Genomic DNA, 25,159 nt, shown 5'->3' on the forward strand with positions numbered 1-25,159 from the left:
CACACACTTTTTTCATACTTTCTTCGCCCATAGTTATTATCATAATTATATTTAATTATGATAAAATTAACATGACGGCATGCCGTGAGACGTGATGGGTACGTCTCCTGAAGCGCTTTTTTAACGCTCTGCAAAAATATGAGGAAACCATGAAAAAGAACCTGTTGTGCGCCGCCTTACTTGTCGCCGGAATATCTACTGTCCATGCGCAGCCGACGACGTGGGATTTTACTTATCGAGGCTTTGTCGACGCGGCTACCGGCGTATTCGATTCTCGCCGGGAGTTCGGGGGCAGTTTTGTCGGGGAGGACAGTAATCAGGACGGTGTGATTGTGTTGGATGAGTTGAGCTATTTCAGCTCCGGGGGCTACCTGTTTTTCCCTGTCACGCCAGGCAGCTATGGATGCAATACTTCCTCCTACCTCCGGTGTGAAGTAAAAAATTTCAGTTATACACTGACAGGTAAACTTCAATATGAAGCCAGGACCTACGGCTATGACGAAGGTTCCATGTCCTGGTATAGCAATGACGTTATCGGCAGTCACCTCCTCCGCGGTGGAGGAGATTTTATGCGGGGCACAAGATGGGAAAATCGTTATAACTGGTCCGATCAGACGACCTTCACGATTTCCCCGGCGCCCGTTCCTGAGCCAACGGTCGCGTTGATGCTGCCCGCCGGCCTGGCACTCATGTACCTTGCGCGGGTACGCCGCCGTAAGACTTCAGCATAATCCCGCCTTGTCCGCTGCGCCGGAAAACGCACTTGGCAGTTTGGGCCGTGAGCCAGCCGTTCATGGCCTTGTTCCGGAATATGTGAGGTCGGGTAGGTCGGCTTAGCGGGGCCGCCGAGGCCCGCCAGGGCGTAAGCCGACATCACTACAGGCCTATTCCGCCGTCTCGAACCCTTCGAGCACATTGACGACATTGATGCCGATTTCCTTCACCGCATAGCCGCCTTCGAGGATGAAGGCGGTGGGCAGGTTCAGGTGCGCGAGGCGCTCGCCCACGCGCAGGTAGTCGCCGCTTTGCAGGGCGAAGTGCGATAGCGGGTCGCCGGCGAAGGTGTCGACACCGAGCGACACCACCAGCGCGTCGGGCGCGTACATATTGATGCGCAGGCAGGCCGTTTCCAGCGCGGCGAACCAGCTGGCCGTGGTGCTGCCGGCCGGCAGCGGCAGGTTGACGTTGTAGCCGAGCCCCGCGCCGCTGCCCGTCTCGTCGGCGTGGCCCAGATAAAATGGATACTCATTGCGCGGGTCGGCGTGGATGGAGGCGAACAGCACGTCGTCGCGCTGGTAAAAGATGCTTTGGGTGCCGTTGCCGTGGTGGTAGTCGATATCGAGGATGGCGACCTTGCGGGCGCCATCGTCGAGCAAATGCTGTGCGGCCAGGGCCGCGTTGTTCAGAAAACAGTAGCCGCCAAAAAAGTCGCTGCCCGCGTGGTGGCCCGGTGGGCGCGTGAGGGCGAACGTGGCGCGCTCGCCCAGGCGCAGCGCGTGGGCCGCGTTGACGGCGCAGTCGGCGCCCGTCTTGGCCGCCGTCCACGTGCCGGCCGTCAGCGGCGTGCCGTTGTCCATCGAGTACAGGCCCAGCTTGGCCGTGAAGTCGTCCGGTTCGATATCGCTGCGCAAGGTGCGCACGGGCCACACGGATGGCAGTGCATCCTTGCCCGCGTTGTCGGGGTCGAGCGCCAGCCAGTCATGCCAGGCGTGGCGCAAAAAATGCAGGTAACGGGGCGTGTGGATGCGCTCTAACGACGTCAGCGGCACGCCGTGCGGCGTGACGATGCGGCCCAGGTTGCGCCGTCCCAGCTCGGCCACCACCATGTCGGCCCGTTCGGGCGTCTCGAAGCAGGGCACCATGGTCCCGCGAAACATCTCGAAGCGGCCCCGGTGCTGGCCGTGCAATTCATTGTAGAAGGTCAGCATGGGGTGCCAGGCGAAAAGTCGGGCAGGATCAGGTGTGCGAACACAGGGTGCTGGCGCGGTAGGCGGCGACGAAATCGTCGAAGCTGCCGGCCGGTGCCGCTTCCATGGCGCGCTGCTCGGCCAGCGAGCTGGCGGCCATCGCGTCGAAATACGCACTTTGCTCGGGTGTGGGCGGATGCGCGCGGAAAAACGCCGCATGGCGTTCGCTTTGCTGCAGGCCGAAGGCGGCAAACGAGCCGCCGTTGGCGCGCAGCTCGGCCAATACCTTCGCCGATGGCGTGGCATCCGGGTTGGCCAGTTTGACGGCTTGTGCCGCCAGGCTGTCCGCGTGCTGCGTGCCGCCATGGCGAGAGTCGAGCAAGGCTGCCACCGGTGCGATGCGTGCCAGCAATTCCTCGCCCCAGGCCTGCAGGGTGATCTCCTCGCCGTCGCGGCGCAGGGTCAAGCCCGGCTTGCGGCCTTCCTTGACGGTGCGCGCGAAATTGTTCGTGTAGCAGGCGCTTTGCTCGGCCGAGATGGGACCGCTGTCGTCGAGCGCGCAGAACAGCAGGAACGCGTCGAGGAAACGGCCCGTTTCCAGGCTGATGCCGACCGGTTCGAACGGGTCGACGTCCATGCAGCGCACTTCGATGTATTGCACGCCGCGCAGGCACAGAGCCTGGATCGGGCGCTCGCCCGTGCGGATCACGCGCTTCGGGCGGATGGTCGAATAGTATTCATTTTCGATCTGCAGCACGTTGGTGGACAATTGAATCCACTCGCCATCCTTCTTGGTGCCCAGCGCCGCATATGGCGGATACGGGTCGTTGACGGCGTGCGTGAGCGCGTTGACGTAGTCTTCCAGGCTGTTTTCGTGCGGACGCAGGCCCGACTGGGCGTCGTTCTGGTAGCCGAGGTCGCTCATGCGCAGGCTGGTGGCGTACGGCAGGAACAAGGTGTCGTCGGACAAGGTGTCGAGCTTGTGCGCGCGGCCGCGCAGGAAACCGGCGGACAGGGCCGGCGAAGCGCCGAACAGGTACATCAGGAGCCAGCTGTAGCGGCGGAAATTGCGGATCGTCGCCAGATAGCTTTCCGACTGCACGTCTTTCGGCGTGGCTGCTGCTTGCGTGGCGCTGGCGCTGGTGTCCGGATTGCTGGCCAGCACTTGCCACAGCTGCTCGTCGAGCGAGTAGTTGTAATGGATGCCGGCGATGCATTGCATGGCTTTGCCGTAACGCAAGGCCAGGCCGCGCCGGTAGACGTGCTTGAGCATGCCCATGTTCGAGGTGCCGTAGTTGGCGATCTCGATGTCCGCTTCGGGCGGCAGCTGGCATGGCATCGACTGGCTCCACAGCAACTCGTCGCCGAGGCGGCTGTAGGCGTGGCGGTGCACGGTGTCGAGCTTGTCGAGCGTGACGCCGATGTCGGCTTCGGCCGGGGTGATGAATTCGAGCAGCGCCTCGGCGTAATCGGTGGTGATTTCAGGGTGCGTCAGCGCCGAGCCCAGAGCGGCGGGATGGGGCGTGGAAGCCAGATGGCCGGCGTGGTCGACGCGCAGGGTTTCACGTTCGATGCCGCGCAAGCCGCCCAGCAGCGCGCGGTTGGCATCTTCGGTCAGCAATGCCAGGCGGCGAGTCAACAGGTTGGGCAATTTGAGCTTCCTTTCTTGTGCAGCATATAAATAATTTGTGCTGAGATTAACCGAATTTTGGCAAATGCGTCGGCGCCGGCCCAAAAAACGCCGCGTCGCCAGCGTCCGTCCCGGGCAACGGGGACGGCGCTTCGGTCAGGAATTCGCTTGATAGTTTAACAAACTGCGGGGGGATCTGGCGCGCTGCCGGGTCAAGCTTTGCGCACGTGGCGGCCGTCAGCCCAGGCGGGCGCCGCTGACCCGTTCGATGCCGGCCAGGTCGCGCCAGCTTTGCACTTTGTTGTAGCCGGCGTCGGCCAGCAAGCCGCGCACGGATGCCGCCTGGTCGTAGCCGTGCTCCATCAGCAGCCAGGCGCCTGAGGCCAGGTGGCGCGCGGCGCCGGAGACGATGGTGCGCAGGGCCGACAAGCCGTCCGCGTGGTCGGTCAGCGCGCCCGTCGGTTCGAAGCGCAGATCGCCTTCGGCCAGGTGGCGGTCGCCGCTGGCGATGTAGGGGGGATTCGAGACGATCAGGTCGAATTTCTCCGTGCCCAGCGCTTCGAACCAGTCGCTGGCCATGAAGGTGATGTTGACGCCGTTGGCGCTGGCGTTGCGGCGCGCCACGGCCAGCGCCGCGCTGCTCACGTCCAGGGCCGTGACGACGGCGTCGGGCCGCGTGTGCGCGAGCGCAACGGCGATGGCGCCGCTGCCCGTGCCCATGTCGAGCACCCGTCCGCCCGGTGGCAGGCGCTCTAGCGCCAGTTCCACCAGCACTTCCGTGTCGGGGCGGGGGATCAGCACGGCGTCGTTGACTTCGAACGGCAGGCCGAAAAATTCACGCTGGCCGACGATGTAGGCGATCGGCTCGCCCTGCAGGCGGCGCGCCAGCAAGTTCGACAGCCGTTCCGTTTCGTTGGGAGTGAGTACACGCTCCGATTGCGTGATCAGGCTCACGCGCGACAGGCCCAGCGCGTGGCCGAGCAAAATGCGGTTATCGAGCGGATCGAGCAGCGGACGGATTTGCAGGGCGCCGACAGTGCTGCCGGCGGGAATCAAGGTTTCTGGCATGGTGCTTTCAATTATTTCTGACGGCGCAGCAAGGTCCACAGCATGGCGATGGCGAAGATGGCGAACCAGGCGAATGCCCATTGCGGGATCGACAGGCCGAAAAACGGCTCGCCAGCGCTTTCGCAGGCGCCGTACGATTCAAACATGAAGGGCATGAGTTCGGCCGTGAAGACCTTGTTCAGTGCCGTTTCCACCGGATCGATGCCGCACGAGAAGCCGGGATTGGCCAGCACGTACAAATGCTTGGCGCCCACGCCCAGGCCGCCCAGGGCTGCCAGCAAGCCGGCGCTGGCGCCAATTTTCGGCCGGTTGGCCACCGCGCCGGCCAGGCAGGCGATGCCGATGGCGAGGAACAGGTAGCGCTGGATCACGCACAGCGGGCACGGCGCCATGTTCATGGCATGCTGCAAATACATGGCCACGCCCAGCATCAGGAAACACAGGGCGGCGGTCAACAGGAGGACGGTGCGTGAATTTTTCATGGGCGACACGGTGAGGTGGATGGAATCGAGCTGGTCATTTTCGCACAAGGGCCGATTTTTATTGCTTAGCCGCTACTTAAAGCTGTCGGCTTACGCGCTGCGCGCCAAGCCGACCTACAAATCGCGGCGTAGGTCGGCGTAGGTCGGCTTAGCGCAGCGTAAGCCGACGCAACGGCGCCAGCATTTAGTCACCGAGTGCCGCCAGCAATTCCGCCTGATGCTCAGCCGCCAGCGCATTCGTCAACTCCGTCAAATCCCCATCCATGATGAAGTCGAGCTTGTACAAGGTCAAATTGATGCGGTGGTCCGTCAGGCGGCCTTGCGGGAAATTGTACGTACGGATGCGCTCGCTGCGGTCGCCCGAGCCGATCAGGCTCTTGCGGGTGGCCGCTTCCTTCGACTGCTGTTCGCGCAGCTGCACGTCCTTGATGCGCGCGGCCAGCACTTTCATCGCTTGCGCCTTGTTCTTGTGCTGGCTGCGGTCATCCTGGCATTCAACCACGATGCCGGTCGGCAAGTGGGTGATGCGCACGGCGGAATCCGTCTTGTTGATGTGCTGTCCGCCCGCGCCCGAGGCGCGGTAGGTGTCGATGCGCAGGTCGGCCGGGTTGATGTTGACGTCTTCGACTTCATCGGCTTCCGGCATCACGGCCACCGTGCAGGCCGAGGTGTGGATGCGGCCCTGCGTTTCCGTGGCCGGCACGCGCTGCACGCGGTGGCCGCCCGATTCGAACTTCAGCTTTGAATACGCGCCATTGCCGACCACGCGCACGATCACTTCGCGGTAGCCGCCCAGGTCGGAATCGGATGAGGACACGAGTTCCACCTGCCAGCGGTTGCGCTCGGCAAAGCGCGTGTACATGCGTAATAAATCGCCGGCGAACAGGGCCGATTCGTCGCCGCCCGTGCCGGCGCGAATTTCCAGGAAGATGTTGCGCTCGTCATTGACGTCCTTCGGCAGCAGCATGGTCTGCAGTTCGCGCTCCAGGCGCGCCATGGTGGTTTTCGCCGCCTCGATTTCTTCCTGGGCGAATTCCTTCATGTCCGGATCGCCGAGCATCTCTTGCGCCGTCGTAATATCGTTGCCCGCTTCCTGGTAGGAGCGGTACAGGGCCACCAGCGGGCCCAGTTCGGCGTGCTCGCGTGTCATCTTGCGGTAGCTGTCCATGTTCGACGTGGCGTCCGGGTGCATCAGCAATTCGTCGAGTTCGACCAGGCGGTTCGCCAGTTGATCGAGTTTGGCCAGCATGGATGGTTTCATAGCGATTCGCGGTAAAGAGTGTAGGGATGGTGCAGGTTCTGCAACTACGGCAGGCGGGCAGGGGCGGCCGCGCGCGGGCGGCCTGCGGGGCTGCGCTAACGGCGGGGGCGGAACAGTTTCGGCAGCAGGGTGACCAGCTGCTTGCGCTCGTCGCCTTGCGCGTGGTGCAGCGCCTGCTGCGGGCCGTGCAGGAACTTGGCCGTCAAGCCTTTCGACAGCGCTTCGAGGACGGCATCGATGTCGGCGCCCTTGGCCAGCATCTTGCGCGCCCGTTCCACTTCCATCAGGCGCAACGATTCGCTGTTTTCATGCAAATGCTGGATGACGGGTACCATGGCGCGGTCGTCGACCCAGCTCATGAACGATTGCACGCGCGTCTCGATGATGGCTTCGGCTTGTGCCACAGCCGCTTGCCGGCTTTCCAGGCCCGTCTGCACGACCTTGCCCAGGTCGTCGACCGTGTACAGGAAAATGTCGTTCAAACGGCCCACTTCCGCTTCGATGTCGCGCGGCACGGCCAGGTCGACCATGAACATGGGCTTGTGGCGGCGTGCCTTGATGGCACGCTCGACCAGGCCCAGGCCCAGCAGCGGCAACGATGAGGCCGTGCACGAGATGACGATGTCGAACTGGTGCAGCTGCTCGGGCAAGTCCGCCAGGCGGATGGCCTTGCCGTTGAAGCGGTGCGCCAGTTCCTCGCCCCGTTCCATGGTGCGGTTGGCAATGGTGATGCTTTTCGGGTTTTGCGCCGCAAAGTGCGTGGCGCACAATTCGATCATTTCGCCGGCGCCGATGAACAGCACGTTCTGCTCGGCGATCTTGTCGAAGATGCGCTGCGACAGGCGCACGGCGGCCGCCGCCATGGACACGCTGTGGGCGCCGATTTCCGTGCTGCTGCGCACTTCCTTGGCCACCGAAAAACTGCGCTGGAACAACTGGTGCAGATACGTGCCCAGGCCGCCCGCCTCGTCGGCCGTGCGGATCGCATCCTTGATCTGTCCGAGGATCTGCGTTTCGCCCAGCACCATCGAATCGAGCCCGGAGGCGACGCGGAAGGTGTGGCGCACGGCATCGTGCTGCGGCAGCATATACAAGTGGGGGCGCAGCTCGCTGTAGTTGAGCTGGTGGTAGTCGGCCAGGAAATGCGCGCCCGCGTCGAGCGGATTGGGCACGTGGCTGGCCGCATACAGCTCGGTGCGGTTGCACGTCGACAGGATGGCCGCTTCGTCGTTGTCGCGCAAGTCGATGCGCTGGAACCAGGTACGCGCCGCCATCACCGCCGAACCCAAGTGCTCAGGCGCAAACGCCAGCTGTTCGCGAAGCGACACTGGAGCGGTGGTATGGTTGAGGCCGACGGCGAGCAGTTGCATTTCAGGGCTGTTGGGGTTACTTATGCTGACATTATAGCGCTTTGTGCCCGCGCTTTGAGCAGGTCAGCCATTTGCCGCCATTCAGCCGCCCAGTTTTTCCAGGCGATAACCGTAGCTGTAGACGGGCACGAGCCGGTAGCCATGTTCCGGTTTCAGCTGCAGCTTGTTGCGCACGCGCGAGACATGGGTATCCATGGTGCGCGAAGGCAGGGCCGTGTCGCGCTGCCACACGGCTTCGTGGATGTAGGCGCGCGACAGGGGACGGCCCAGGTTGCGGAAAAACAGCAGCGCCAGGGCGAATTCCTTGTGCGTCACGTCCAGCACTTCGCCATCGCGCAGCAGGCGGCCGGGGCGGGTTTCAAACGTGTAGGACCCGAATTGCAAGTACTCGGCGCCATTCTGGGCCGGATAGGCCACGCGCAACAGCGCCTGGGTGCGCAAGGTCAGTTCGCTGCGCCGCAGGGGCTTGATCATGTAGTCGTCGGCGCCTGCCGTCATGCCCGCTACTACATCGTCTTCGCCGGAACTGTTGGTCATAAACAACACGGGCGCCTTCGGCGCCAGTTTTTCGCGGGCACGGCGCAAGACTTCCGCGCCGTCCAGATCGCTCACATGCCAGTCGAGGATGAGCATGTCGCAACTGTCCTTGCGCAGTTGCCCCAGCATTTCCTTACCACTCTGAAACTCGTGGCAAGCGTGGCCGGCGGCGGTGAGCACCTGGCAGATCAGCTCTGCCTGGCTATGGTCGCTATCGAGTACGGCAATTCGCATAATTGGCTGGAGTGTGTAGCAACAAACAGACGGTCTGCTCTGCTTATCGTAATGTTAAGGAATGCTCAAGTGAAATATAACAGAGATTGCAACTGTGTCCAGTGAAATCGGAGGGCGGAGCCTTTACGTTACACTTGTTCATCTACCCCCTACTGTGGAGAAGCGGCCATGTCAGACAAGAGCACTACCGATTGGACACTGATACCGGCCAGTCGTGCGGAAATCGAGCAAGTGCGCGAGCGTTGCCGGCGCCTGGTGCAGCGGCGCGCGATGATGTCGGCGGGCGCCTCGGCCATTCCCATTCCCGGCGTCGACCTGATGTCCGACGTGGGCCTTTTTTCCATGCTGATCAACGATATCAACCACGAATTCGGCCTGACGCCCGAGCAGATCGAGCGCCTGAACCCGCAGTTCAAGATGATGGCCTACCGCGCGGCGGTGGGCATGGGCGGCATGCTGGTGGGAAAGCTGGTGTCGCGCGAACTGATCCTCCACCTGCTCAAGCGCAGTGGCGTCAAGATAGCCACCAAGCAGGTGGCGCGCTTCGTGCCGTTTGCCGGCCAGGCGGTGGCGGCAGCCATCGGCTACGCCGTGTTCCGCCAGATCGGCAACCAGCACGTGAACGCCTGCGCCGCGGTGGCGCAGGAATTGCTCACGGTCAGGCCGGATTAACTATTACGCGTCCGGCAGCACCACGTTGACGTCGAGCACTTCCAAGTTGCCCTGGCGGTCCAGCGAAATCTTGATGTCGTCGGCGTTGACCTTGGTGTACTTGGAAATGACGGCGATCAATTCCTTGTGCAGGGCGGGCAGGAAGTCCGGACCATCGCGTCCGCTGCGTTCGCGGGCGATGATGATCTGCAGGCGTTCCTTGGCCGCGGTGGCCGTCTTCGGCTTGGGGGGGAAGAGGAAAGAAAGCAAGGCCATATCACTTCGCCCCAAAAATGCGCTGGAGTAATCCAGGCTTTTCATAGTTGGTAAAGCGCAACTCGACTTCTTCGCCGAGGAAACGCGAGACCACGTCTTCATAGGCTTGCGCCACGTCCGTGCCCGTGAAATGGATGGCCGGGTTGCCCTGGTTCGAGGCGGCCAGCACTTGCTCCGACTCCGGAATGATGCCCACCAGCGGGATGCGCAGGATTTCCTGCACGTCCTGGTAGGACAGCATTTCATCCGATTCCACGCGTTTCGGCGAGTAGCGGGTGATCAGCAAATGTTCCTTGACCGGCTCGCCGCCCGTCTGCGCGCGGCGCGACTTGGCTTGCAGGATGCCGAGGATGCGGTCCGAATCGCGCACAGACGACACTTCCGGGTTGGTGACGATGATGGCTTCGTCGGCGAACGTCAGCGCCATCAGCGCGCCATGCTCGATACCGGCCGGCGAATCGCAGATGATGAACTCGAAACCCATGTTGATCAGGTCGTTCAACACGCGTTCCACGCCTTCTTCCGACAAGGCATCCTTGTCGCGCGTTTGCGACGCGGGCAGGATGAACAGGTTGTCGCAGTGCTTGTCCTTGATCAAGGCCTGGTTCAGCGTGGCCTCTTTATTGATCACATTGATCAGGTCGTAGACGACGCGGCGCTCGCAACCCATGATCAGGTCGAGGTTACGCAGGCCCACGTCGAAGTCGAGCACGGCTGTCTTGTGGCCGCGCATGGCCAGGCCAGTGGAAAAACTGGCGCTAGAGGTCGTCTTGCCGACACCGCCCTTGCCGGACGTCACAACAATAATTCTTGCCACAAATAATCCTTTTCAGATATCTCTTGAATTGTGCAGCTTAAGAGCGGTTCACGGGAGTGACCGGATTGACAGAGTGTATATCGATTCTGTCTCCAGCCAAACGAATTTGCGCGGGTCCGCGCGCCATTTCTGCGGGGAAACCATCCTCGAACGTGCGGTACACGCCGGCGATCGAGACCAGTTCCGGTTCCATCGCCAGCGCGAAGATGCGCGCCTGGGGATTGCCCGAGGCGCCGGCCAGCGCGCGGCCGTACAGCGAGGAGTACACGTGGATGCTGCCGTCGGCGATGATTTCGGCGCCATTGTTGACGACGGCGGTGATGATCAGGTCGCAGCCGCGCGCATAAATGCGCTGGCCGGCCCGCACGGGCGTGTCGATCACCATCACCTGGGCGTCGGCGCCCGACTGGGCCGCCGCCGTGGGCGTATCCTTGGGGCCATCCTTGGGCGGCGCATCGTCGCGCGTCTTGCCGCTGTCGAGGCTCAAGCCTTGCGCAAGGATGGCGTCATGCATGTCGGCCGGCGCATTGCGCACGGCCACGGCATTCAAACGGTATTTCTTCAGCAGGGCCACGAGGGCGGCCCAGTCGATGGGCACGCTGCCGGGCGGCAAGGCCGCCACGTCCAGCACGGCCAGGTCGTCCTCGAAAAAGTCGGCCACGCCTCCCGTCATGTCGCGCAAGGCGGCATCGAGGGCCTGTGTATCGGCGCTATGCATGATGGCGGAGACAGCAACGACGGTGGAAATCTTGATTTCGATAGGCTTCTGCGACGGGCTTTTGGACATAAACATTTATCAAAGTGAAACTGCGGCAGGCCAGATGTTCCGTACGGCAACAATGGAAGCAGTAAATTTCTTGCATTCTACTGCAAAAAAATCGGCGTCAGGGGCCTGGCGCGTGCTATTCCGCAGGGCAACACCTACTTCATGTCAAAAAAAACGGGCGGCGCCCCGGAAAACCGGTGCGCCGCCCTGAAAGCAGCCCTGCATGCGGCCTGGGTCGGCTTATGTCATGCCGCCGCGCGCATCTGCCGCGCCGCCGCGACCATATTCTTTAAAGCCGCTTCCGTTTCCACCCAGCCCCGCGTTTTGAGGCCGCAGTCCGGGTTGACCCATAAATGGGCCGGTGGAATCACGGCGCTGGCTTTTTGCAGCAATGCCACCATGTCGGGTGTCGAGGGGATGCGCGGCGAGTGGATGTCATACACACCGGGGCCGATTTCGTTCGGATATTGAAATTGGCCAAAGCCCGTCAGCAGTTCCATGTCCGAGCGGCTCGTCTCTATCGTGATGACGTCGGCATCCATGGCGGCGATCTGCGGCAGGATGTCGTTGAACTCGGCATAACACATGTGGGTGTGGATCTGTGTCGCGTCGCTGACGACGGACGCGGCGATGCGGAAGGCGCGCGTGGCCCAGGCCAGGTAAGTATCCCACTGGCCGCGGCGCAGCGGCAAGCCTTCGCGGATGGCCGGCTCGTCGATCTGGATGATGCCGATGCCGGCCGTTTCCAGGTCGGCCACCTCGTCGCGGATGGCCAGGGCGATCTGCAGCGCCGTGGTGGCGCGCGGCTGGTCGTCGCGCACGAACGACCATTGCAAGATTGTCACCGGCCCCGTCAGCATGCCCTTCACCGGTTTATGCGTCAGGCTTTGCGCGTGCACCGTCCAGGCCACCGTCATGGCGGCCGGGCGCTGCACGTCGCCATAGATGACGGGCGGCTTGACGCAGCGCGAGCCGTACGATTGCACCCAGCCGTGACGCGTGAAGATAAAACCGTCCAGCTGCTCGCCGAAGTATTCGACCATGTCGTTGCGTTCCGCTTCGCCATGCACGAGCACGTCCAGGCCCAGCGCTTCCTGGCGGCCCACGGCGTGGGCGATTTCGGCGCGCATCTGCTGTTCGTAATCGGCGATGGCCAGTTCGCCCCGTTTATAGCTGGCGCGGGCGGCGCGGATGGCTGTCGTCTGCGGGAAGGAACCGATGGTTGTCGTCGGGAAGTCGGGCAGCTGGAAACGCGCGCGCTGCACGGCCTGGCGCAGCGGGAAGCTGGAATCGCGGCGGTCCACGGTGGGCGTCAGCGCTTGCAGGCGCTGCGCCACTTGCGGGCGATGCACGCGGGCGCTGGCACGGCGGCCGGCAATGGCCTGACGGGAAGCGGCCAGTGCGCTGTCATCAGGATGGCCTGCGAGCGCGCCCTTGAGGATGGCGATCTCCGCCAGTTTTTCCGTGGCGAACGCCAGCCAGGTCCGGATTTCACCGTCGAGCTTCGTTTCCGCTTCCAGACTGAACGGCACGTGCAGCAAGGAGCACGACGGCGCCAGCCACAGCTGGCCGTTGCGCTTGGCCGCCAGCGGCTGCAGCACGGCCAGGGCCGCGTCAAGGTCGGTGCGCCAGATGTTGCGCCCGTCGACTATGCCGATCGACAAGACTTTATGCGCGGGCAGCCAGTCCGTCACGCTGACCAGTTCATGCGGCGCGCGGATGCCGTCCACGTGCAGGCCGGCCATGGGCAGGCGGCAGGCGAGGCTGAGGTTTTCTTCCAGCGGCGAGAAATACGTGGCCAGCAAGATATTCACGCCTACCTGGTTCAGCTGCCAGTAGGCGCTCTCGAAGGCGCTGCGCCACGCGGTGGGCAAGTCCAGGCCCAGGATCGGTTCGTCGACCTGCACCCACGCCACGCCTTGCTGTTTCAGGCGGTCGAGCAGGGCGCCGTAGACGGGCAGCAATTGTTCCAGCAGGGACAGGCGGTCGAAGCCGTGTGTCTTTTCCTTGCCCAGCCAGAGGAAGGTGAGGGGGCCGATCAGGGCCGCCTTGACCTGGTGGCCCAGCGCCTGCGCTTCGGCCACTTCCGCCAGCAAGCGCTCGCAAGCGAGAGAAAACCGGGTCTGCGGCGACAATTCGGGCACCAGGTAATGGTAATTGGTGTCAAACCACTTGGTCATTTCCAGCGCGGCAGTGCCTGCGGCGTGTGCATGGCCGCAGTCCGCGTGCTCCGTATGCGTGCCGGTCTCTGCACCGCGCGCCATCGTGAAATAGCGCGACAGCGGCGACTGCTCTGGCGCAAAGCTGAAACGGGGCGGTTCGCAGCCCAGCAGCTGGATATGGTTGGCCACCTGGTCGTAAAAGGCGAAGTCGCCCACGGTAACGTAGTCGAGCCCTGCATCGCGTTGCAGCGCCCAGTGGCGTGCGCGCAATTGCCGGCCCGTCGCTTCCAGCGCTGTTTCGGACAGTTCGCCGCGCCAGTGGCTTTCCAGCGCCAGTTTCAGTTCGCGCGCGGCGCCGATACGGGGAAAGCCAAGGATGTGAGTATGAATGCGCATGATGTCATCGAGATTTAATGTGAATGCGCTAGAGTGTGCGGCAACTTGGTCTATAATCAAAACGAAACATTTTGACGAATAACATGAAAATAATTCACGTACAGCCCCCAATTTCCCGATGCTAGAAATCCGCCACCTGCGCACCCTGAGTGCCCTGCGTTCGTCCGGCAGCCTGGTGCGCGCCGCGCAGCTGCTCAACCTGACCCAGTCGGCCCTGTCGCACCAGATCCGTTTGCTCGAAGAGCGCTACAAGGCGCCCCTGTTCGAGCGCAAGTCGATGCCGATCGCGTTTACGGCCACCGGCAGCCGGCTGCTGGAGCTGGCCGACAAGTTGCTGCCCGAGATCGAGCTGGCCGAGCGCGACGTGGCGCGCCTGTCGCAGGGCGACCAGGGGCAGTTGAGGGTGGCGCTCGAATGCCATACCTGCTTCGACTGGCTGATGCCCGTGATGGATGCGTTCCGCCAGCGCTGGCCGGAAGTGGAAATCGATCTTGTTTCCGGCTTTCACAGCGAACCAGCCGACTTGCTGCGCTCGGGCGAGGCGGACCTGGTCATCGGCTCGCCGTATGGCCCCGATTTCACCGTGTTTCCCCTGTTCCGCTTTGAAATGCTGGTGGTGATGGCGCAGAAGCACCGGCTGCAGGCGCAGCGCCGGCTGGCGGCGGCCGACTTTACGGGCGAGACCTTGATTACCTATCCCGTACCGGAAGAGCGCATCGACCTGATCCGCGAAGTGCTGCGGCCGGCCGGCATCCAGTTCGAGCGCCGCACGGCCGAATTGACGGTCGCCGTGCTGCAACTGGTGGCGAGCCGGCGCGGCATCGCCGCCTTGCCGAACTGGGCCATCAAGAATTACGTCGATTACGATTATGTGGTGGCGCGCCCGGTGGGCGAGCATGGCCTGTGGAGCGACCTGTATGTCTCCGTGCCCGAGCAGTTGCAGGACAAGGCGTACGTGCGCGATTTCGTCAGCGTGATACGCGAGCAGTGCGCGGCCTCGCTCGATGGTATCAAGTTGTTGTCTTGATCAACGTTGAGTTGGAAACAAACCAACAGCAAAGCTTGATAAATATCAAGGTTCAGCAATGAACCACCGCTTACAGTTGAGCACTGTGCGGCGCAACATGGCGCTGCCTACTCTTTGGGGAGGAACGACATGTTTTCATTTTCCGAACAATGGGCACTGGCTGGCAAGGCCGTGGTGGAAGCGCAGTTGATCAGCGCGCAAGCGTATGCCCAGGCCGCCGTCGACAGCGGCGCCAGCGTGCTGGACTTGCAGCTCGATGCGGCCCGCGCAGCGCTGGCCGCCGCTACGGTGGCGGGCAATCAGCTGCTGTCCGTGAAGGACCCGCAAGCGCTGCTGCAACTGTCGCGCACGCAGTCGCAACTGGCCATCGAGCGCATCGGTGCATATGGCCGCCAGGCAAAGGATGTTGCCCAAGAAACCCAGGAGAAATTCGAGACTGTGACAAAGGGTGAGTTTGCTGCATCGCGTCAAAAATTTGGCGAGCTGTTGCAGGTGGTAAAGCAAACCCCCGTACCCCTGATTATTCCCTTCAATAATTTTCTAAAAACCACTTTCGGCAGCGCAGATGAAGGGTATGATAAAAATAAAAACACGCGTCCTGCGCGCCAGGCGTAAGCGTTTTGCGGCCCGGCAGCGGCTATCCGCCGCGCCTGGCCGCCCGCCGCCACCGCAAGCAGGCTGTCATCGCCGCCGCCTGCGGTGCGGCGCTGGAACTGCGGCGCATGCCGCGCTAGAATGAAACGCAGCTTGCTGTGTCTTCCCGGATTCTCATTGGATTCTATTAACACCTTGACCTTGGCCCTCGTGGCCTGCATATCGGAGAAATAAATGGATGATGTCGTAATCGTGGCCGCTGGCCGTACCGCAGTCGGCAAATTCGGTGGCAGCCTGGCCAAGATTCCTGCGTCCGAACTGGGCGCGCATGTAATCAAGGGCTTGATGGCACAAACCGGCATCGACCCGAACCTGATCGGCGAAGCGATCCTGGGCCAGGTGCTGACGGCCGCCGTCGGCCAGAACGCCGCGCGCCAGGCCGTCATCAAGGCTGGCCTGCCCAGCGCCATCCCGGCATTTACCATCAACAAGGTTTGCGGCAGCGGCCTGAAGGCCACGCACCTGGCGGCGCAAGCGATCAAGTGCGGCGACGCCAACATCATCATCGCCGGCGGCCAGGAAAACATGAGCGCGTCGCCGCACGCGATGAACGGCTCGCGCGACGGTTTCCGCATGGGCGACTTCAAGATGATCGACACCATGATCGTCGACGGCCTGTGGGACGTATACAACCAGTACCACATGGGCATCACGGCGGAAAACGTCGCCAAGAAATACGAAGTGACGCGCGCCGAGCAGGATGAATTCGCGCTGCAGTCGCAACTGAAGGCTGAAGCGGCGCAAAAAGCGGGCAAGTTCAAGGATGAAATCCTGCCGCTGGAAATCGCCAACAAAAAAGGCACCGTCGTCTTCGACAGCGATGAATACATCAAGCCCGGTTCGACCCTGGAATCGCTGTCCGGCCTGCGCCCCGCGTTTGCCAAGGACGGTACTGTCACGGCTGGAAACGCCTCGGGCCTGAACGACGGCGCCGCCGCCGTCATCATGATGTCCGCTTCGCAAGCGAAAGAACTGGGCTTGAAGCCCCTGGCGCGCATCAAGGCTTACGCGTCGTCGGGCCTGGACCCTGCCGTCATGGGCATGGGCCCCGTCTCCGCATCGCGTCTGTGCCTGAAAAAAGCCGGCTGGACGCATGAAGAGCTGGACCTGATGGAAATCAACGAAGCGTTTGCCGCGCAAGCGATTGCCGTCAACAAGGAAATGGGCTGGGATACCAGCAAGATCAACGTGAACGGCGGCGCGATCGCCATCGGCCACCCGATCGGCGCGTCCGGCGCGCGCATCCTGGTCACCCTGATCCACGAAATGATACGCCGCGACGCCAAGAAAGGCCTGGCAGCACTGTGCATCGGCGGCGGCATGGGAGTCGCTTTAGCGATCGAGCGGGATTAAGTAGCTGGCACCGCACCCAAGCTACTGCGCGGCGCGCTTTGCGGCCTGCGATGCTCACCGTGCTAGAGCACGGTTGCGCTTCTTAGCCACAAATCATCGCCGCTCGCTACGCTTGGATACGGTGCGGTACGGCGCTGTGGTTCAACGGTTGTGGACTAATTTCACTAAATAATTAACTTTTTAGCAATAGAACGACACTGAGGGGATGAAAATGGCAAGAGTTGCATTGGTAACTGGTGGCATGGGCGGTCTGGGCGAAGCGGTGTGTTTCAAGCTGGCGGCGCTCGGCTATCGCGTGGTGACCACATATTCCCCAGGCAATCCGAAGGTCGCGGAATGGCTGGCGACGACGAAGGACATGGGCTATGACTTCAAGGCGTATCCATGCGACGTGGCCGACTACGATTCGGCGGCTGCCTGCGTGGCGGCCGTGGAAGCGGAAATCGGTCCTGTCGACGTGCTGGTGAATAACGCCGGCATCACGCGCGACATGACGTTCAAGAAGATGGACAAGCCGAACTGGGACGCCGTGATGAGCACCAACCTCGATTCCGTCTTCAACATGACCAAGCCCGTCTGCGACGGCATGGTGGAACGCGGCTGGGGCCGTATCATCAATATCTCGTCCGTCAACGGCCAGAAGGGCGCCTTCGGCCAGACCAACTATTCGGCCGCGAAAGCCGGCATGCATGGTTTCACCAAGTCGCTGGCGCTGGAAGTGGCGCGCAAGAACGTCACCGTCAACACCATCTCGCCAGGGTACATCGGCACCAAGATGGTCATGGCGATTCCACAGGAAGTGCTCGACAGCAAAATCATCCCGCAAATTCCGATGGCGCGCCTGGGCAAGCCGGAAGAAGTGGCCGGCCTGGTCGCTTACCTGGCCTCCGATGAAGCGGCGTTCGTCACGGGCGCTAACATTTCCATCAACGGCGGCCAGCACATGTCGTAATCGTTGTTGAGGTAAAACAGAAAGACAGCTTCGGCTGTCTTTTTTTATGCTTGCCAGCAAAACAAGGGGATGGCCGGATTTGCCTTAAAATCAGCATTTCTCCACTGCATCATTTCCATGACCCTTGTTTCCGCCTTGCGCCGCGCCAGCGTGGCCGCCATCCTTTTCCTGGGCGCCAGCGCGGCCCAGGCCAGCGTCGCGTTCCACATCACGGTGACCACCGAGCGCGTCAACAAGCCCGGCGTGAAAACCAGCCTGCCCGCGCGCACTACGCAGGAAAGCGATGTCGTGCTGGGCGAACAGTACCTGAGCGTGCGCGATGGCAAGGCCTTGTCCGTGTTGGACTTTGCCACGCGCCGGCGCCACGTCATCGATATGGCGGCGTCCACCTACGACACGTATTCGCTGTTCGACGTGGCGGGTTTTCGCGTCTTCGAGCTGCGCCACCGGCAGGGGATCGCCGGCATGTTGAAGGCGGGCGGCCTTGAGCAGCACGCAACGCTGCCCGTGTATGAGGAGCAAGCTTTGTCGGTGCTGGACAACAAGCGGCGCGGCGCGCTGCTACCCCAGCTGCTCGATGGCGCCGTGCTGTGGTCGCTCGATAAGCACCCCCTGCTGCGCCTGGGCATTGCCGGCAGCCCCGTCAGCGGCGACGACGCGACGGCGTTTGCCCAGTATGTGCGCTACAGCTGGGGCGGCCATCCGCTGGTGCTGAAGCTGCTGGCCGACGGCAACCGTATTCCCGCCGACTTCACCTTGCACTACGAGGAAGTGGGCGGCAAGGTCGCGCGCCATTTCCGCATCAGCGCCTTGACGGCGGGGGCGCCCGCCACCTATTCGCTGGCTACCTACCGGCCCCGTCCGCTGGCGGCCGCCGCGCCGCCGCTCGAACGGGTGCTGGCGCAGGCGGCGCTGTTGCCGCCGTTGAGCCCCCAGGCGCATCCCGCGCTGCGCGCCGAAGCGGAAAAGCTCTTTGCCGCGGAAAAGCCCTTCGAGGCTTTCTTGACCATGCTGGAAGACCATTTTTCCACGGGCGCGCTGGTCGAAAAACTGTCGCTTCAGCAACAACGGGCCATGCAGGAGTGCCAGCCCATCCACGATTTGACGCGGGGATTGCAGGCCAAGGACAAGGAGGGCATAGCGGACGCGCTGGCCACCGTGCAGGAATTGAGGAAGCGAACGGGGCTGGAGCAGCCCGTCCTGGCCTTGTTCGAAGGGAATTTGCGCGCCAAGCTGGGACAATGGCCGGAAGCGACGGCCTTGTATCTGCAAGTGCTGCAGGCAAAGCCGCAGATGGCGGCCGTGTATCAGGATCTGGGCGACGCCTTGCTGGCGCAATTCGATGCGCCAAATGCATGGCGCAGCTGGGATGCTGGCCGGGCCATGGCGCCGTCGCTACGGCAATTTCGCAAGGTCAACGACCTTGAGCGCAGCCTGCTGAACGATTATCCTGCCTTCTTTGCCGACGCTAAAGCAGTTCAGCCCAGCACCAGCCGTCCGGCCAGCAGCACGAAGACGGAGGGCAGCACGAACTTGCCGTAAGGCGAAGGCTTGCCGCGCAGGCGGCGCGCCAGGCGTGCGGCCAGCACGGCGTAGATGGCGTCGAACAGCAAGCCCATCAGCACCAGGACGGCGCCCAGGCGCAGGTATTGCATGCCGACCTGTTCGCTGCCGGCGACGAATTGTGGCAGGAACATGCTGCAAAACAGCAGTGCCTTCGGATTGAGCAGATTCGTCAGGAAGCCGCGCACCAGGCTGGCGCGGGCGCTGTGCGCCGTGGCGGGTGCCGCTTCTTCCTGCGCCGTTTTGCTCGACAGGGCCGACTGCAGCAAGCGCAGCGCCAGGTACAGCAGGTAGGCGGCGCCCGCCCATTTGACCCACTGCAAGGCTTGCGGATGCGTCACCATCAATGCCGCCAGGCCCGCGCCCGACAGCGCCACGTGGACGGCGCGCGCGCCGGCGATGCCCACGGCCGTCACCAGTGCCGTGGCCACGCCGCGCGCGGCGCCCGTGGCCAGCACCAGCGCCATGTCGGGGCCCGGTAATAAAAAGGCGCCGGCCAGTGCCAGCAAGTACATCAGGAAGGTAGAATCGGACATGGGCCAGTCGAAAAGAAAGCGGGAGCATGCGCACGGTGCAGCCTGCTCGCCGGGCCCCATTATGTTCTTGCGGCGATGAAATGTGCTTGCTTTTCCTGCCCTGCATGCCCTAGTATTCGGGTAGATTCCACTCGTATAAAAACAAAAATTAGATGAAAATTTCAGAAGTTAGCCTCGACGCCACCGATTTGCAGATACTCAGGCTGTTGCAGGATGAAGGAAGGCTGTCGAATGCGCGCCTGGCCGAGCGCTTGAAACTGAGCGAAACCCCCGTCTGGCGCCGTCTGCGCCGCCTGGAAGAGGAAGGTTTTATTACCGGCTACCAGGCTTTGCTCAACCGCAAGAAGCTGGGCATCGGCCTGGTCGCGTTCGTACGGGTCGTGTTCGCCAACCATGGCGGCGAGCAGCCGTCGCAGTTCGAACAAGCCATCGCGACGATTCCCGAAATTCTGTCCTGCCACAACGTGGCGGGCGAAGCCGATTATTTCCTGCAAGTGGTGGCGCGCGACCTGGAAGCGTATGGCGAATTCGTCTCGACCGTGCTGCGCCGCCTGCCTGGCGTGGCGGAAATCCAGTCCAGCCTGTCGATGCGCGAAATCAAGTCGTCGAACCGCCTGCCTTTGCTGCTGGCCTGAGGCGCCGGGCGCGCACTATAATTGGAACAGTTGCCAGGACTCGTGCCTGGCGCCCTGACCGCCACTCCAAGGACCGCCATGCCCGATTCCCTGTCTCCTTTGTTCCCCGCCCTGTCGCCGAACCGGCACGGCATGCTGGCGGTCGATGACATCCACACCATTTATTGGGAAGAGTGCGGCAATCCCGACGGCATTCCCGTGCTGTTCCTGCATGGCGGCCCCGGCGCGGGCCTGTCGCCGCAGCACCGCCGCTTTTTTGACCCGCAGCGCTACCGCGTGATCCTGTTCGACCAGCGTGGCGCCGGCAAGTCCACGCCGCTGGGCGAATGGCGCAACAACACGACGCAGTTGCTGATCGAAGACATCGAACGCTTGCGCGCCCAGTTCGGCATCGCCCAATGGCTGGTGTTTGGCGGCTCCTGGGGCTCGACCCTGGCGCTGGCGTATGGCCAGGCGCATCCTGATGCCTGTCTCGGTTTCGTGCTGCGCGGCATTTTCCTGTGCACGCAGGCGGAAATCGACTGGTTCATCGAAGGCGTGCGCTGGTTCTATCCGGAACTGTACGCGGAATTCGCCGCGCCGATACCGCCGGAAGAGCGGGGCGACCTGCTGGCGGCCTACGTGCAACGCATCCTCAGCAGCGATCCAAACGTGTACTGGCCGGCCGCGCGCGCCTGGAGCCGCTTCGAAGGCCGCCGCGTCTACCTGATGCCACAACCGGAAGATGCGCCGAACGATGCGCTGGACCTGGGCGTGGGCCGGCTTGAATCGCATTACATGGCCAATCTCGGTTTCTTCGAGGAAGACCAGCTGATCCGCAACATGGGACGCATCGCGCATTTGCCGGCCGTTATCGTGCAAGGACGCTACGACGCCATCTGTCCGCCGCTGTCGGCCTACCGCCTGCAGCAGGCATGGCCAGGCGCGCAGCTGGAAATGATCCCGGACGCGGGCCATGGCGCGCTCGAGCACGGCATCGCTTCGGCGCTGGTACGCGCCACCGAGCGCTTCGTACCGGGACGCGGCTTCGCATGATCTTGCAACATGCCGGTTGGCAAAGCGGCCAGCCGGCGTGCGCCACCTGCTACACTATGGCCTGTGCTGGCGCCACGGTCGGGCGCCGGTGTGAACCCACGACTTTTTATCCATGAACATACAGATCGGCGACATCGGCCATATCATCCAGCTGGCGATTGCGCCGGTTTTCCTGTTGACCGGTATCGGCACCATGCTGGTGGTGCTGACCAACCGCCTGGGCCGCATCATCGACCGCACGCGCGTGCTGGAAGACCGGCTCGACATCGGCTACAACGATTTCTATATGGATGAGCTAGATACCCTGTATCGGCGTACCCATCTGATCAATTACTCGATTTCGCTGAGCACGGCGTGCGGTTTCTTCGTCTGCGTCATCATCGCCATGCTGTTTTTGGGCGATATTCTGAACCTGACCCTGGACAGATACATCGCGGCCTTCTTTGTGCTGGCCGTGATTTGCCTGATCGGCTGTTTTATTTATTTACTGCGCGAAATTTATCTGGCCGCGACGGCCCAGCGCATCCGGCGCCATATCCGCCCGCCACGTTAAGCGGCGCGCCGGTTTACCCTACTATTGAAGAACGAGTCCAGCATGCACGATTACAAACGTCCCCCCACCCTGCACCGCTACGGCCAGCGCAGCGAACTCGAGCTGGCGTTGAGCCTGGGCCAGTTTCGCCTGGCGCCTGCGGGCAATTGTTTGACCCTGAGCTTTTCGCAAGTGTGGGACAAGCAACTGTTCGACCTGTTCGCTCCGGCCGACGCTTGTTTGATCATCCACAATACGGAAGAATTCGGCGAACGCCTGCACCGCGCCGTGCAGCGCACCTTGCCCAGCTGGGCAGGCATCGATGGCCTGGTCGAATACGGCCAGCGCGCCGCCCTGGGCGCCGCCTTTACCAAGACGCGCGCCGAAGCGCCCGAGCAGGAATGGCTGTTCGCCTGGCGCTCAATGCAGCCGCAGGCCAGCCTGAATCCCGTCACGGTGAAGCTGGGCAGCCTGGAAAATTTCGCGGAAATCCGCGACCGCGATACCTACTTGGCGTAATTTTAGCCGGATTTATCGGCGTACTGGCTGTCGATGCGGGCCAGCACGGCGGCCATCATGCGCTCGATATCGCCGCGTATCATGGTCGTGCCCAGCATGCCGGGCACATAGAAGCCCGGCATCAGCCGGCTGGAAAAGACGATGCGCGTGCCGCCCGTCTCGGGCACGGGATATAAATTCCAGCGCGATTCGTAATGCCGCATGTCGCCGGAGATCAGGGCGATGTCGATGGACGTCAACGGCGTTTCCGTGGCCCGCACCACCAGATGGATGGGGTGGTTCATGAACAGGAAGCGCGCCATGCCCTGCTGCTCGATGATGACTTCATTGCCGTTGCGCGACAGCACGCGGCAGGAGCTGAGGTCGGGCACGAATTCACTCATGCGCTCGTAAGTGGTCAGGGTCTTCCACACGGACGCCGGCGGCGCCTGCACGCTGGCGCTGGCATCGACTTCATACATGCGCTGCCCGTCGACCTCGATGCGCTTGACCTCGACCTTGAGCTTGTCCAGGCGTATCGCCTGTGCCAGCGCGGTAGCGGGGACGGCGCACAGCATCAGCAGGCAGAGGAAGAGTCGCTTCATGCCAGCTAGCCTACGGGAAAGTACCGCCCTGCACAAGCTGTACCCATCGCCGGCCGCTGCGCCGGGCGATTTAGAACTCCCGGTCTAGAGAAAGTCGCTGCGGCGATCGGCAATGCTTGCTACCGTACGGCCTGCAACCACTTCTACCGGACCGATCACCATGACTGCCTATCCCCATCTGCTGGCCCCGCTCGACCTGGGTTTTACCACCTTGCGCAACCGAGTCATCATGGGGTCCATGCACACGGGCCTGGAAGACCGCTTTTATCATTATGGCAAGCTCGCCGCCTTTTACCGCGAACGGGCGCGCGGCGGCGTGGGGCTGATCGTCACGGGCGGCATCTCGCCGAACCGCCAAGGCTGGCTGCTGCCGTTTGGCGGAACCTTGAATTTCCTCGGCGACGTGCCCAACCACCGCAAGGTGACGCGCGCCGTGCACGAGGAGGGCGGCAAGATCGTCATGCAGATCCTGCATGCGGGCCGCTATGGCTATCAGCCGTTCGTCGTCTCGGCGTCGGCCAAGAAATCGCCGATCTCGCCATTCCGTCCCCGTCCCTTGAGCGAGCGTGGCATCGAACGCACGATCTGCGACTATGTGCGCTGCGCGCGCCTGGCGCAAAAGGCGGGCTATGACGGCATCGAAGTGATGGGCAGCGAAGGATATTTATTGAACCAGTTCCTGTGCGCGCGCACGAATCTGCGCCAGGACCGCTGGGGAGGCACGATCGAAAACCGCATGCGCCTGCCCGTGGACATCGTGCGCCGCATCCGTGCCGCCGTCGGCCCCAGCTTCATCATCATGTACCGCCACTCGCTGCTCGACCTGGTCGAGGGCGGCAATACCTGGGAGGACGTGGTGGCGGTGGCCAAGGCGCTGGAGCAGGCTGGCGTGACGATTTTGAATACGGGCTTCGGCTGGCATGAAGCGAGGGTGCCCACCATCGTCACCTCGGTGCCGCGCGCCGCGTTTGCTGCCGTGGCGGGCCGATTGCGCCGCGAAGTGACGATTCCCGTGGTGGCCTCGAACCGCATCAACATGCCGCACGAAGCCAACGCCATCCTCGAGCGGGGCGACTGCGACCTCGTGTCGATGGCGCGCCCCTTCCTGGCCGACCCGGACTTTGTCGCCAAGGCGGCCTCGGGACGCACCGACGAAATCAATACCTGCATCGGCTGCAACCAGGCCTGCCTCGACCACACGTTCGCCAACAAGCGCGCCAGCTGCCTCGTCAATCCGCGCGCCTGCCATGAAACGGAACTCGTGTACGCGAAAAAGGCCGTGCCGCGTAAGGTGGCCGTCGTCGGCGCGGGCCCGGCCGGCCTGTCGGCCGCCTGCGTGGCGGCCGAATGCGGGCATACGGTGACCCTGTTCGACAGCAGCGACAGCGTGGGTGGCCAGTTCAAGGTGGCCATGCAGATTCCCGGCAAGGAAGAATTCACAGAAACCATCCGCTATTTTGCGCGAAGGCTGGCGCTGCTGGACGTCAAGCTGCGCCTGGGCCAGCGCGTGACGCGCGAGCAATTGCTGGCCGGCGGCTATGACGACGTCATCGTCGCCACAGGTATCAAGGTGCGCCTGCCGGCCATTCCCGGCATCGACCATCCGAAGGTGCTGTCGTACCTGGACGTGCTGCAAGCCAAGAAACCGGTAGGCGCGCGCGTGGCCATCATCGGCGCGGGCGGCATCGGTTTCGACGTGGGAGAGTATCTGCTGCACGACCCGGCGCATCCATTGCCGCAAGCCGTGGCGACGTGGGCGGGCGAGTGGGGCGTGGACTTGAACGCGGCGACCGGTGGCGGCCTGGTGCCGCCCGTGGCGCCCCATCCCGTACGGCAAATCTTCCTGTTGCAGCGCAAGACGTCAAAAGTGGGCGCGGGGCTGGGCAAGACGTCGGGCTGGGTGCACCGCGCGGCGCTGGCGAGAAACGGCGTGGCCATGCTGGCTGGCGTGAGCTACGACAAGATCGACGAGCAGGGTTTGCATATCACCGTGGGCGGCGAGCAGCGCCTGCTGGCGGTGGACAACGTGGTCATCTGCGCGGGGCAGGATAGTCTCACGGAACTCATGCCGCCAGTCGACAAGGATGGCAAGCCGCTGGCGTCGGGAGGCCCGCGCTTCCATAAAATCGGCGGCGCCGCGCTGGCGGCGGAACTCGATGCCAAGCGGGCGATACGGGAAGGGGCGGAGCTGGCCGCCAGCCTGTAAAAAGAA

The 25,159-nt window shown here is 62.8% G+C and carries 25 protein-coding genes; 12 read left to right on the forward strand and 13 right to left on the reverse strand.

Annotation, left to right across the window (positions count from 1 at the left end; all coding sequences use genetic code 11):
- Window positions 1-149 precede the first annotated feature (149 nt).
- Window positions 150-731, forward strand: coding sequence for a PEP-CTERM sorting domain-containing protein (locus OPV09_RS02060; RefSeq protein ID WP_338680354.1), 582 nt, complete (start codon window positions 150-152; stop codon window positions 729-731).
- A 153-nt stretch (window positions 732-884) separates the two neighbouring features.
- Here OPV09_RS02060 and OPV09_RS02065 read toward each other — a convergent pair whose 3' ends face one another.
- The 7 genes from OPV09_RS02065 to OPV09_RS02095 all read right to left on the reverse strand — a co-directional run bounded on the left by OPV09_RS02065 (window position 885) and on the right by OPV09_RS02095 (window position 8,489).
- Window positions 885-1,928, reverse strand: a complete 1,044-nt coding sequence (locus tag OPV09_RS02065; protein WP_058049326.1) for a histone deacetylase family protein — start codon at window positions 1,926-1,928, stop codon at window positions 885-887.
- A gap of 28 nt (window positions 1,929-1,956) precedes the next feature.
- Entirely contained in the window at window positions 1,957-3,558 is a 1,602-nt protein-coding gene (gshA, locus tag OPV09_RS02070; RefSeq protein WP_338680356.1) for a glutamate--cysteine ligase, read from the reverse strand.
- Window positions 3,559-3,774: 216 nt separating this feature from the next.
- Window positions 3,775-4,605, reverse strand: coding sequence for a peptide chain release factor N(5)-glutamine methyltransferase (gene prmC, locus OPV09_RS02075; protein ID WP_046681907.1), 831 nt, complete (start codon window positions 4,603-4,605; stop codon window positions 3,775-3,777).
- Between the two features lie 11 nt (window positions 4,606-4,616).
- Complete coding sequence (locus OPV09_RS02080) at window positions 4,617-5,087, reverse strand: disulfide bond formation protein B (protein ID WP_319992041.1); 471 nt, start codon at window positions 5,085-5,087, stop codon at window positions 4,617-4,619.
- A 184-nt stretch (window positions 5,088-5,271) separates the two neighbouring features.
- Window positions 5,272-6,348 (reverse strand): peptide chain release factor 1, encoded by a 1,077-nt coding sequence (gene prfA / locus OPV09_RS02085; protein ID WP_034752877.1) that lies wholly within the window; start codon window positions 6,346-6,348, stop codon window positions 5,272-5,274.
- A 95-nt stretch (window positions 6,349-6,443) separates the two neighbouring features.
- Window positions 6,444-7,718, reverse strand: a complete 1,275-nt coding sequence (hemA, locus tag OPV09_RS02090) for a glutamyl-tRNA reductase (protein ID WP_338680358.1) — start codon at window positions 7,716-7,718, stop codon at window positions 6,444-6,446.
- A gap of 81 nt (window positions 7,719-7,799) precedes the next feature.
- Complete coding sequence (locus OPV09_RS02095) at window positions 7,800-8,489, reverse strand: response regulator transcription factor (protein ID WP_034752882.1); 690 nt, start codon at window positions 8,487-8,489, stop codon at window positions 7,800-7,802.
- A 168-nt stretch (window positions 8,490-8,657) separates the two neighbouring features.
- On the opposite strand from OPV09_RS02095, the gene OPV09_RS02100 reads away from it, so the two are divergent.
- Window positions 8,658-9,161 carry a hypothetical protein gene (locus OPV09_RS02100; protein ID WP_092713320.1) on the forward strand — a complete coding sequence of 168 codons (504 nt, stop codon included), beginning with the start codon at window positions 8,658-8,660 and terminating at the stop codon, window positions 9,159-9,161.
- 3 nt (window positions 9,162-9,164) lie between these two features.
- On the opposite strand, the gene minE is transcribed toward OPV09_RS02100, so the two are convergent.
- From minE to metE, 4 genes are all read right to left on the reverse strand, one after another.
- Complete coding sequence (gene minE / locus OPV09_RS02105; protein WP_034752886.1) at window positions 9,165-9,416, reverse strand: cell division topological specificity factor MinE; 252 nt, start codon at window positions 9,414-9,416, stop codon at window positions 9,165-9,167.
- A gap of 1 nt (window position 9,417) precedes the next feature.
- Window positions 9,418-10,233, reverse strand: a complete 816-nt coding sequence (gene minD / locus OPV09_RS02110) for a septum site-determining protein MinD (protein WP_034752889.1) — start codon at window positions 10,231-10,233, stop codon at window positions 9,418-9,420.
- Window positions 10,234-10,270: 37 nt separating this feature from the next.
- A complete protein-coding gene (minC, locus tag OPV09_RS02115) occupies window positions 10,271-11,020 on the reverse strand; it encodes a septum site-determining protein MinC (RefSeq protein WP_086137425.1) in 750 nt (249 codons plus the stop codon).
- 224 nt (window positions 11,021-11,244) lie between these two features.
- On the reverse strand, window positions 11,245-13,557 hold the full coding sequence (gene metE / locus OPV09_RS02120; RefSeq protein ID WP_338680360.1) for a 5-methyltetrahydropteroyltriglutamate--homocysteine S-methyltransferase: 2,313 nt from the start codon (window positions 13,555-13,557) through the stop codon (window positions 11,245-11,247).
- 118 nt (window positions 13,558-13,675) lie between these two features.
- Here metE and OPV09_RS02125 point away from each other — a divergent pair, with 118 nt between their 5' ends.
- The 5 genes from OPV09_RS02125 (at window position 13,676) to OPV09_RS02145 (ending at window position 19,085) form a co-directional block, all read left to right on the forward strand.
- Window positions 13,676-14,584: a LysR family transcriptional regulator gene (locus OPV09_RS02125; RefSeq protein WP_338680361.1), complete on the forward strand. Its 909-nt coding sequence runs from the start codon at window positions 13,676-13,678 to the stop codon at window positions 14,582-14,584.
- 129 nt (window positions 14,585-14,713) lie between these two features.
- On the forward strand, window positions 14,714-15,199 hold the full coding sequence (gene phaP / locus OPV09_RS02130; RefSeq protein ID WP_051991330.1) for a TIGR01841 family phasin: 486 nt from the start codon (window positions 14,714-14,716) through the stop codon (window positions 15,197-15,199).
- A gap of 213 nt (window positions 15,200-15,412) precedes the next feature.
- Window positions 15,413-16,591: an acetyl-CoA C-acetyltransferase gene (locus OPV09_RS02135; RefSeq protein WP_034752893.1), complete on the forward strand. Its 1,179-nt coding sequence runs from the start codon at window positions 15,413-15,415 to the stop codon at window positions 16,589-16,591.
- A 211-nt stretch (window positions 16,592-16,802) separates the two neighbouring features.
- Complete coding sequence (gene phbB, locus OPV09_RS02140; RefSeq protein WP_034752894.1) at window positions 16,803-17,543, forward strand: acetoacetyl-CoA reductase; 741 nt, start codon at window positions 16,803-16,805, stop codon at window positions 17,541-17,543.
- A 117-nt stretch (window positions 17,544-17,660) separates the two neighbouring features.
- Window positions 17,661-19,085 (forward strand): hypothetical protein, encoded by a 1,425-nt coding sequence (locus tag OPV09_RS02145; RefSeq protein ID WP_338680363.1) that lies wholly within the window; start codon window positions 17,661-17,663, stop codon window positions 19,083-19,085.
- Here the strand turns inward: OPV09_RS02145 and OPV09_RS02150 are convergent.
- Window positions 19,022-19,642 (reverse strand): LysE family translocator, encoded by a 621-nt coding sequence (locus OPV09_RS02150; protein WP_338680364.1) that lies wholly within the window; start codon window positions 19,640-19,642, stop codon window positions 19,022-19,024. The two genes, OPV09_RS02145 and OPV09_RS02150, sit on opposite strands and share 64 nt — an antisense overlap.
- A gap of 152 nt (window positions 19,643-19,794) precedes the next feature.
- On the opposite strand from OPV09_RS02150, the gene OPV09_RS02155 reads away from it, so the two are divergent.
- The 4 genes from OPV09_RS02155 (at window position 19,795) to OPV09_RS02170 (ending at window position 22,363) form a co-directional block, all read left to right on the forward strand.
- Entirely contained in the window at window positions 19,795-20,277 is a 483-nt protein-coding gene (locus OPV09_RS02155) for an Lrp/AsnC family transcriptional regulator (RefSeq protein WP_034752896.1), read from the forward strand.
- 78 nt (window positions 20,278-20,355) lie between these two features.
- Complete coding sequence (gene pip / locus OPV09_RS02160; RefSeq protein ID WP_034752897.1) at window positions 20,356-21,312, forward strand: prolyl aminopeptidase; 957 nt, start codon at window positions 20,356-20,358, stop codon at window positions 21,310-21,312.
- A gap of 112 nt (window positions 21,313-21,424) precedes the next feature.
- The gene (locus tag OPV09_RS02165; RefSeq protein ID WP_034752898.1) at window positions 21,425-21,865 is read left to right on the forward strand and encodes a DUF2721 domain-containing protein; all 441 of its coding nucleotides are present in this window, start codon (window positions 21,425-21,427) and stop codon (window positions 21,863-21,865) included.
- Between the two features lie 42 nt (window positions 21,866-21,907).
- Entirely contained in the window at window positions 21,908-22,363 is a 456-nt protein-coding gene (locus tag OPV09_RS02170) for a hypothetical protein (RefSeq protein ID WP_034752899.1), read from the forward strand.
- Between the two features lie 2 nt (window positions 22,364-22,365).
- Here the strand turns inward: OPV09_RS02170 and OPV09_RS02175 are convergent, their stop codons facing one another.
- On the reverse strand, window positions 22,366-22,947 hold the full coding sequence (locus OPV09_RS02175) for an SRPBCC family protein (protein WP_338680365.1): 582 nt from the start codon (window positions 22,945-22,947) through the stop codon (window positions 22,366-22,368).
- 160 nt (window positions 22,948-23,107) lie between these two features.
- Between OPV09_RS02175 and OPV09_RS02180 the strand changes: the two genes are divergently transcribed.
- The gene (locus OPV09_RS02180; protein WP_338680366.1) at window positions 23,108-25,153 is read left to right on the forward strand and encodes an NADPH-dependent 2,4-dienoyl-CoA reductase; all 2,046 of its coding nucleotides are present in this window, start codon (window positions 23,108-23,110) and stop codon (window positions 25,151-25,153) included.
- Window positions 25,154-25,159: the final 6 nt, after the last annotated feature.

Source organism: Janthinobacterium sp. TB1-E2, from assembly GCF_036885605.1.
Lineage (GTDB): Bacteria > Pseudomonadota > Gammaproteobacteria > Burkholderiales > Burkholderiaceae_D > Janthinobacterium > Janthinobacterium aestuarii.

What these genes read in the sequence shown, in the direction of transcription:
- metE (WP_338680360.1), bottom strand. Translation starts at nt 13,557, where the DNA reads ATGCGCATTCATACTCACATCCTTGGCTTTCCCCGTATCGGCGCCGCG.
- OPV09_RS02100 (WP_092713320.1), top strand. Translation starts at nt 8,658, where the DNA reads ATGTCAGACAAGAGCACTACCGATTGGACACTGATACCGGCCAGTCGT.
- minE (WP_034752886.1), bottom strand. Translation starts at nt 9,416, where the DNA reads ATGGCCTTGCTTTCTTTCCTCTTCCCCCCCAAGCCGAAGACGGCCACC.
- OPV09_RS02155 (WP_034752896.1), top strand. Translation starts at nt 19,795, where the DNA reads ATGAAAATTTCAGAAGTTAGCCTCGACGCCACCGATTTGCAGATACTC.
- OPV09_RS02080 (WP_319992041.1), bottom strand. Translation starts at nt 5,087, where the DNA reads ATGAAAAATTCACGCACCGTCCTCCTGTTGACCGCCGCCCTGTGTTTC.
- OPV09_RS02170 (WP_034752899.1), top strand. Translation starts at nt 21,908, where the DNA reads ATGCACGATTACAAACGTCCCCCCACCCTGCACCGCTACGGCCAGCGC.
- OPV09_RS02060 (WP_338680354.1), top strand. Translation starts at nt 150, where the DNA reads ATGAAAAAGAACCTGTTGTGCGCCGCCTTACTTGTCGCCGGAATATCT.
- OPV09_RS02135 (WP_034752893.1), top strand. Translation starts at nt 15,413, where the DNA reads ATGGATGATGTCGTAATCGTGGCCGCTGGCCGTACCGCAGTCGGCAAA.
- prmC (WP_046681907.1), bottom strand. Translation starts at nt 4,605, where the DNA reads ATGCCAGAAACCTTGATTCCCGCCGGCAGCACTGTCGGCGCCCTGCAA.
- phaP (WP_051991330.1), top strand. Translation starts at nt 14,714, where the DNA reads ATGTTTTCATTTTCCGAACAATGGGCACTGGCTGGCAAGGCCGTGGTG.
- OPV09_RS02095 (WP_034752882.1), bottom strand. Translation starts at nt 8,489, where the DNA reads ATGCGAATTGCCGTACTCGATAGCGACCATAGCCAGGCAGAGCTGATC.
- OPV09_RS02180 (WP_338680366.1), top strand. Translation starts at nt 23,108, where the DNA reads ATGACTGCCTATCCCCATCTGCTGGCCCCGCTCGACCTGGGTTTTACC.
- OPV09_RS02165 (WP_034752898.1), top strand. Translation starts at nt 21,425, where the DNA reads ATGAACATACAGATCGGCGACATCGGCCATATCATCCAGCTGGCGATT.
- hemA (WP_338680358.1), bottom strand. Translation starts at nt 7,718, where the DNA reads ATGCAACTGCTCGCCGTCGGCCTCAACCATACCACCGCTCCAGTGTCG.
- pip (WP_034752897.1), top strand. Translation starts at nt 20,356, where the DNA reads ATGCCCGATTCCCTGTCTCCTTTGTTCCCCGCCCTGTCGCCGAACCGG.
- OPV09_RS02125 (WP_338680361.1), top strand. Translation starts at nt 13,676, where the DNA reads ATGCTAGAAATCCGCCACCTGCGCACCCTGAGTGCCCTGCGTTCGTCC.
- OPV09_RS02065 (WP_058049326.1), bottom strand. Translation starts at nt 1,928, where the DNA reads ATGCTGACCTTCTACAATGAATTGCACGGCCAGCACCGGGGCCGCTTC.
- phbB (WP_034752894.1), top strand. Translation starts at nt 16,803, where the DNA reads ATGGCAAGAGTTGCATTGGTAACTGGTGGCATGGGCGGTCTGGGCGAA.
- OPV09_RS02145 (WP_338680363.1), top strand. Translation starts at nt 17,661, where the DNA reads ATGACCCTTGTTTCCGCCTTGCGCCGCGCCAGCGTGGCCGCCATCCTT.
- prfA (WP_034752877.1), bottom strand. Translation starts at nt 6,348, where the DNA reads ATGAAACCATCCATGCTGGCCAAACTCGATCAACTGGCGAACCGCCTG.
- OPV09_RS02175 (WP_338680365.1), bottom strand. Translation starts at nt 22,947, where the DNA reads ATGAAGCGACTCTTCCTCTGCCTGCTGATGCTGTGCGCCGTCCCCGCT.
- minC (WP_086137425.1), bottom strand. Translation starts at nt 11,020, where the DNA reads ATGTCCAAAAGCCCGTCGCAGAAGCCTATCGAAATCAAGATTTCCACC.
- OPV09_RS02150 (WP_338680364.1), bottom strand. Translation starts at nt 19,642, where the DNA reads ATGTCCGATTCTACCTTCCTGATGTACTTGCTGGCACTGGCCGGCGCC.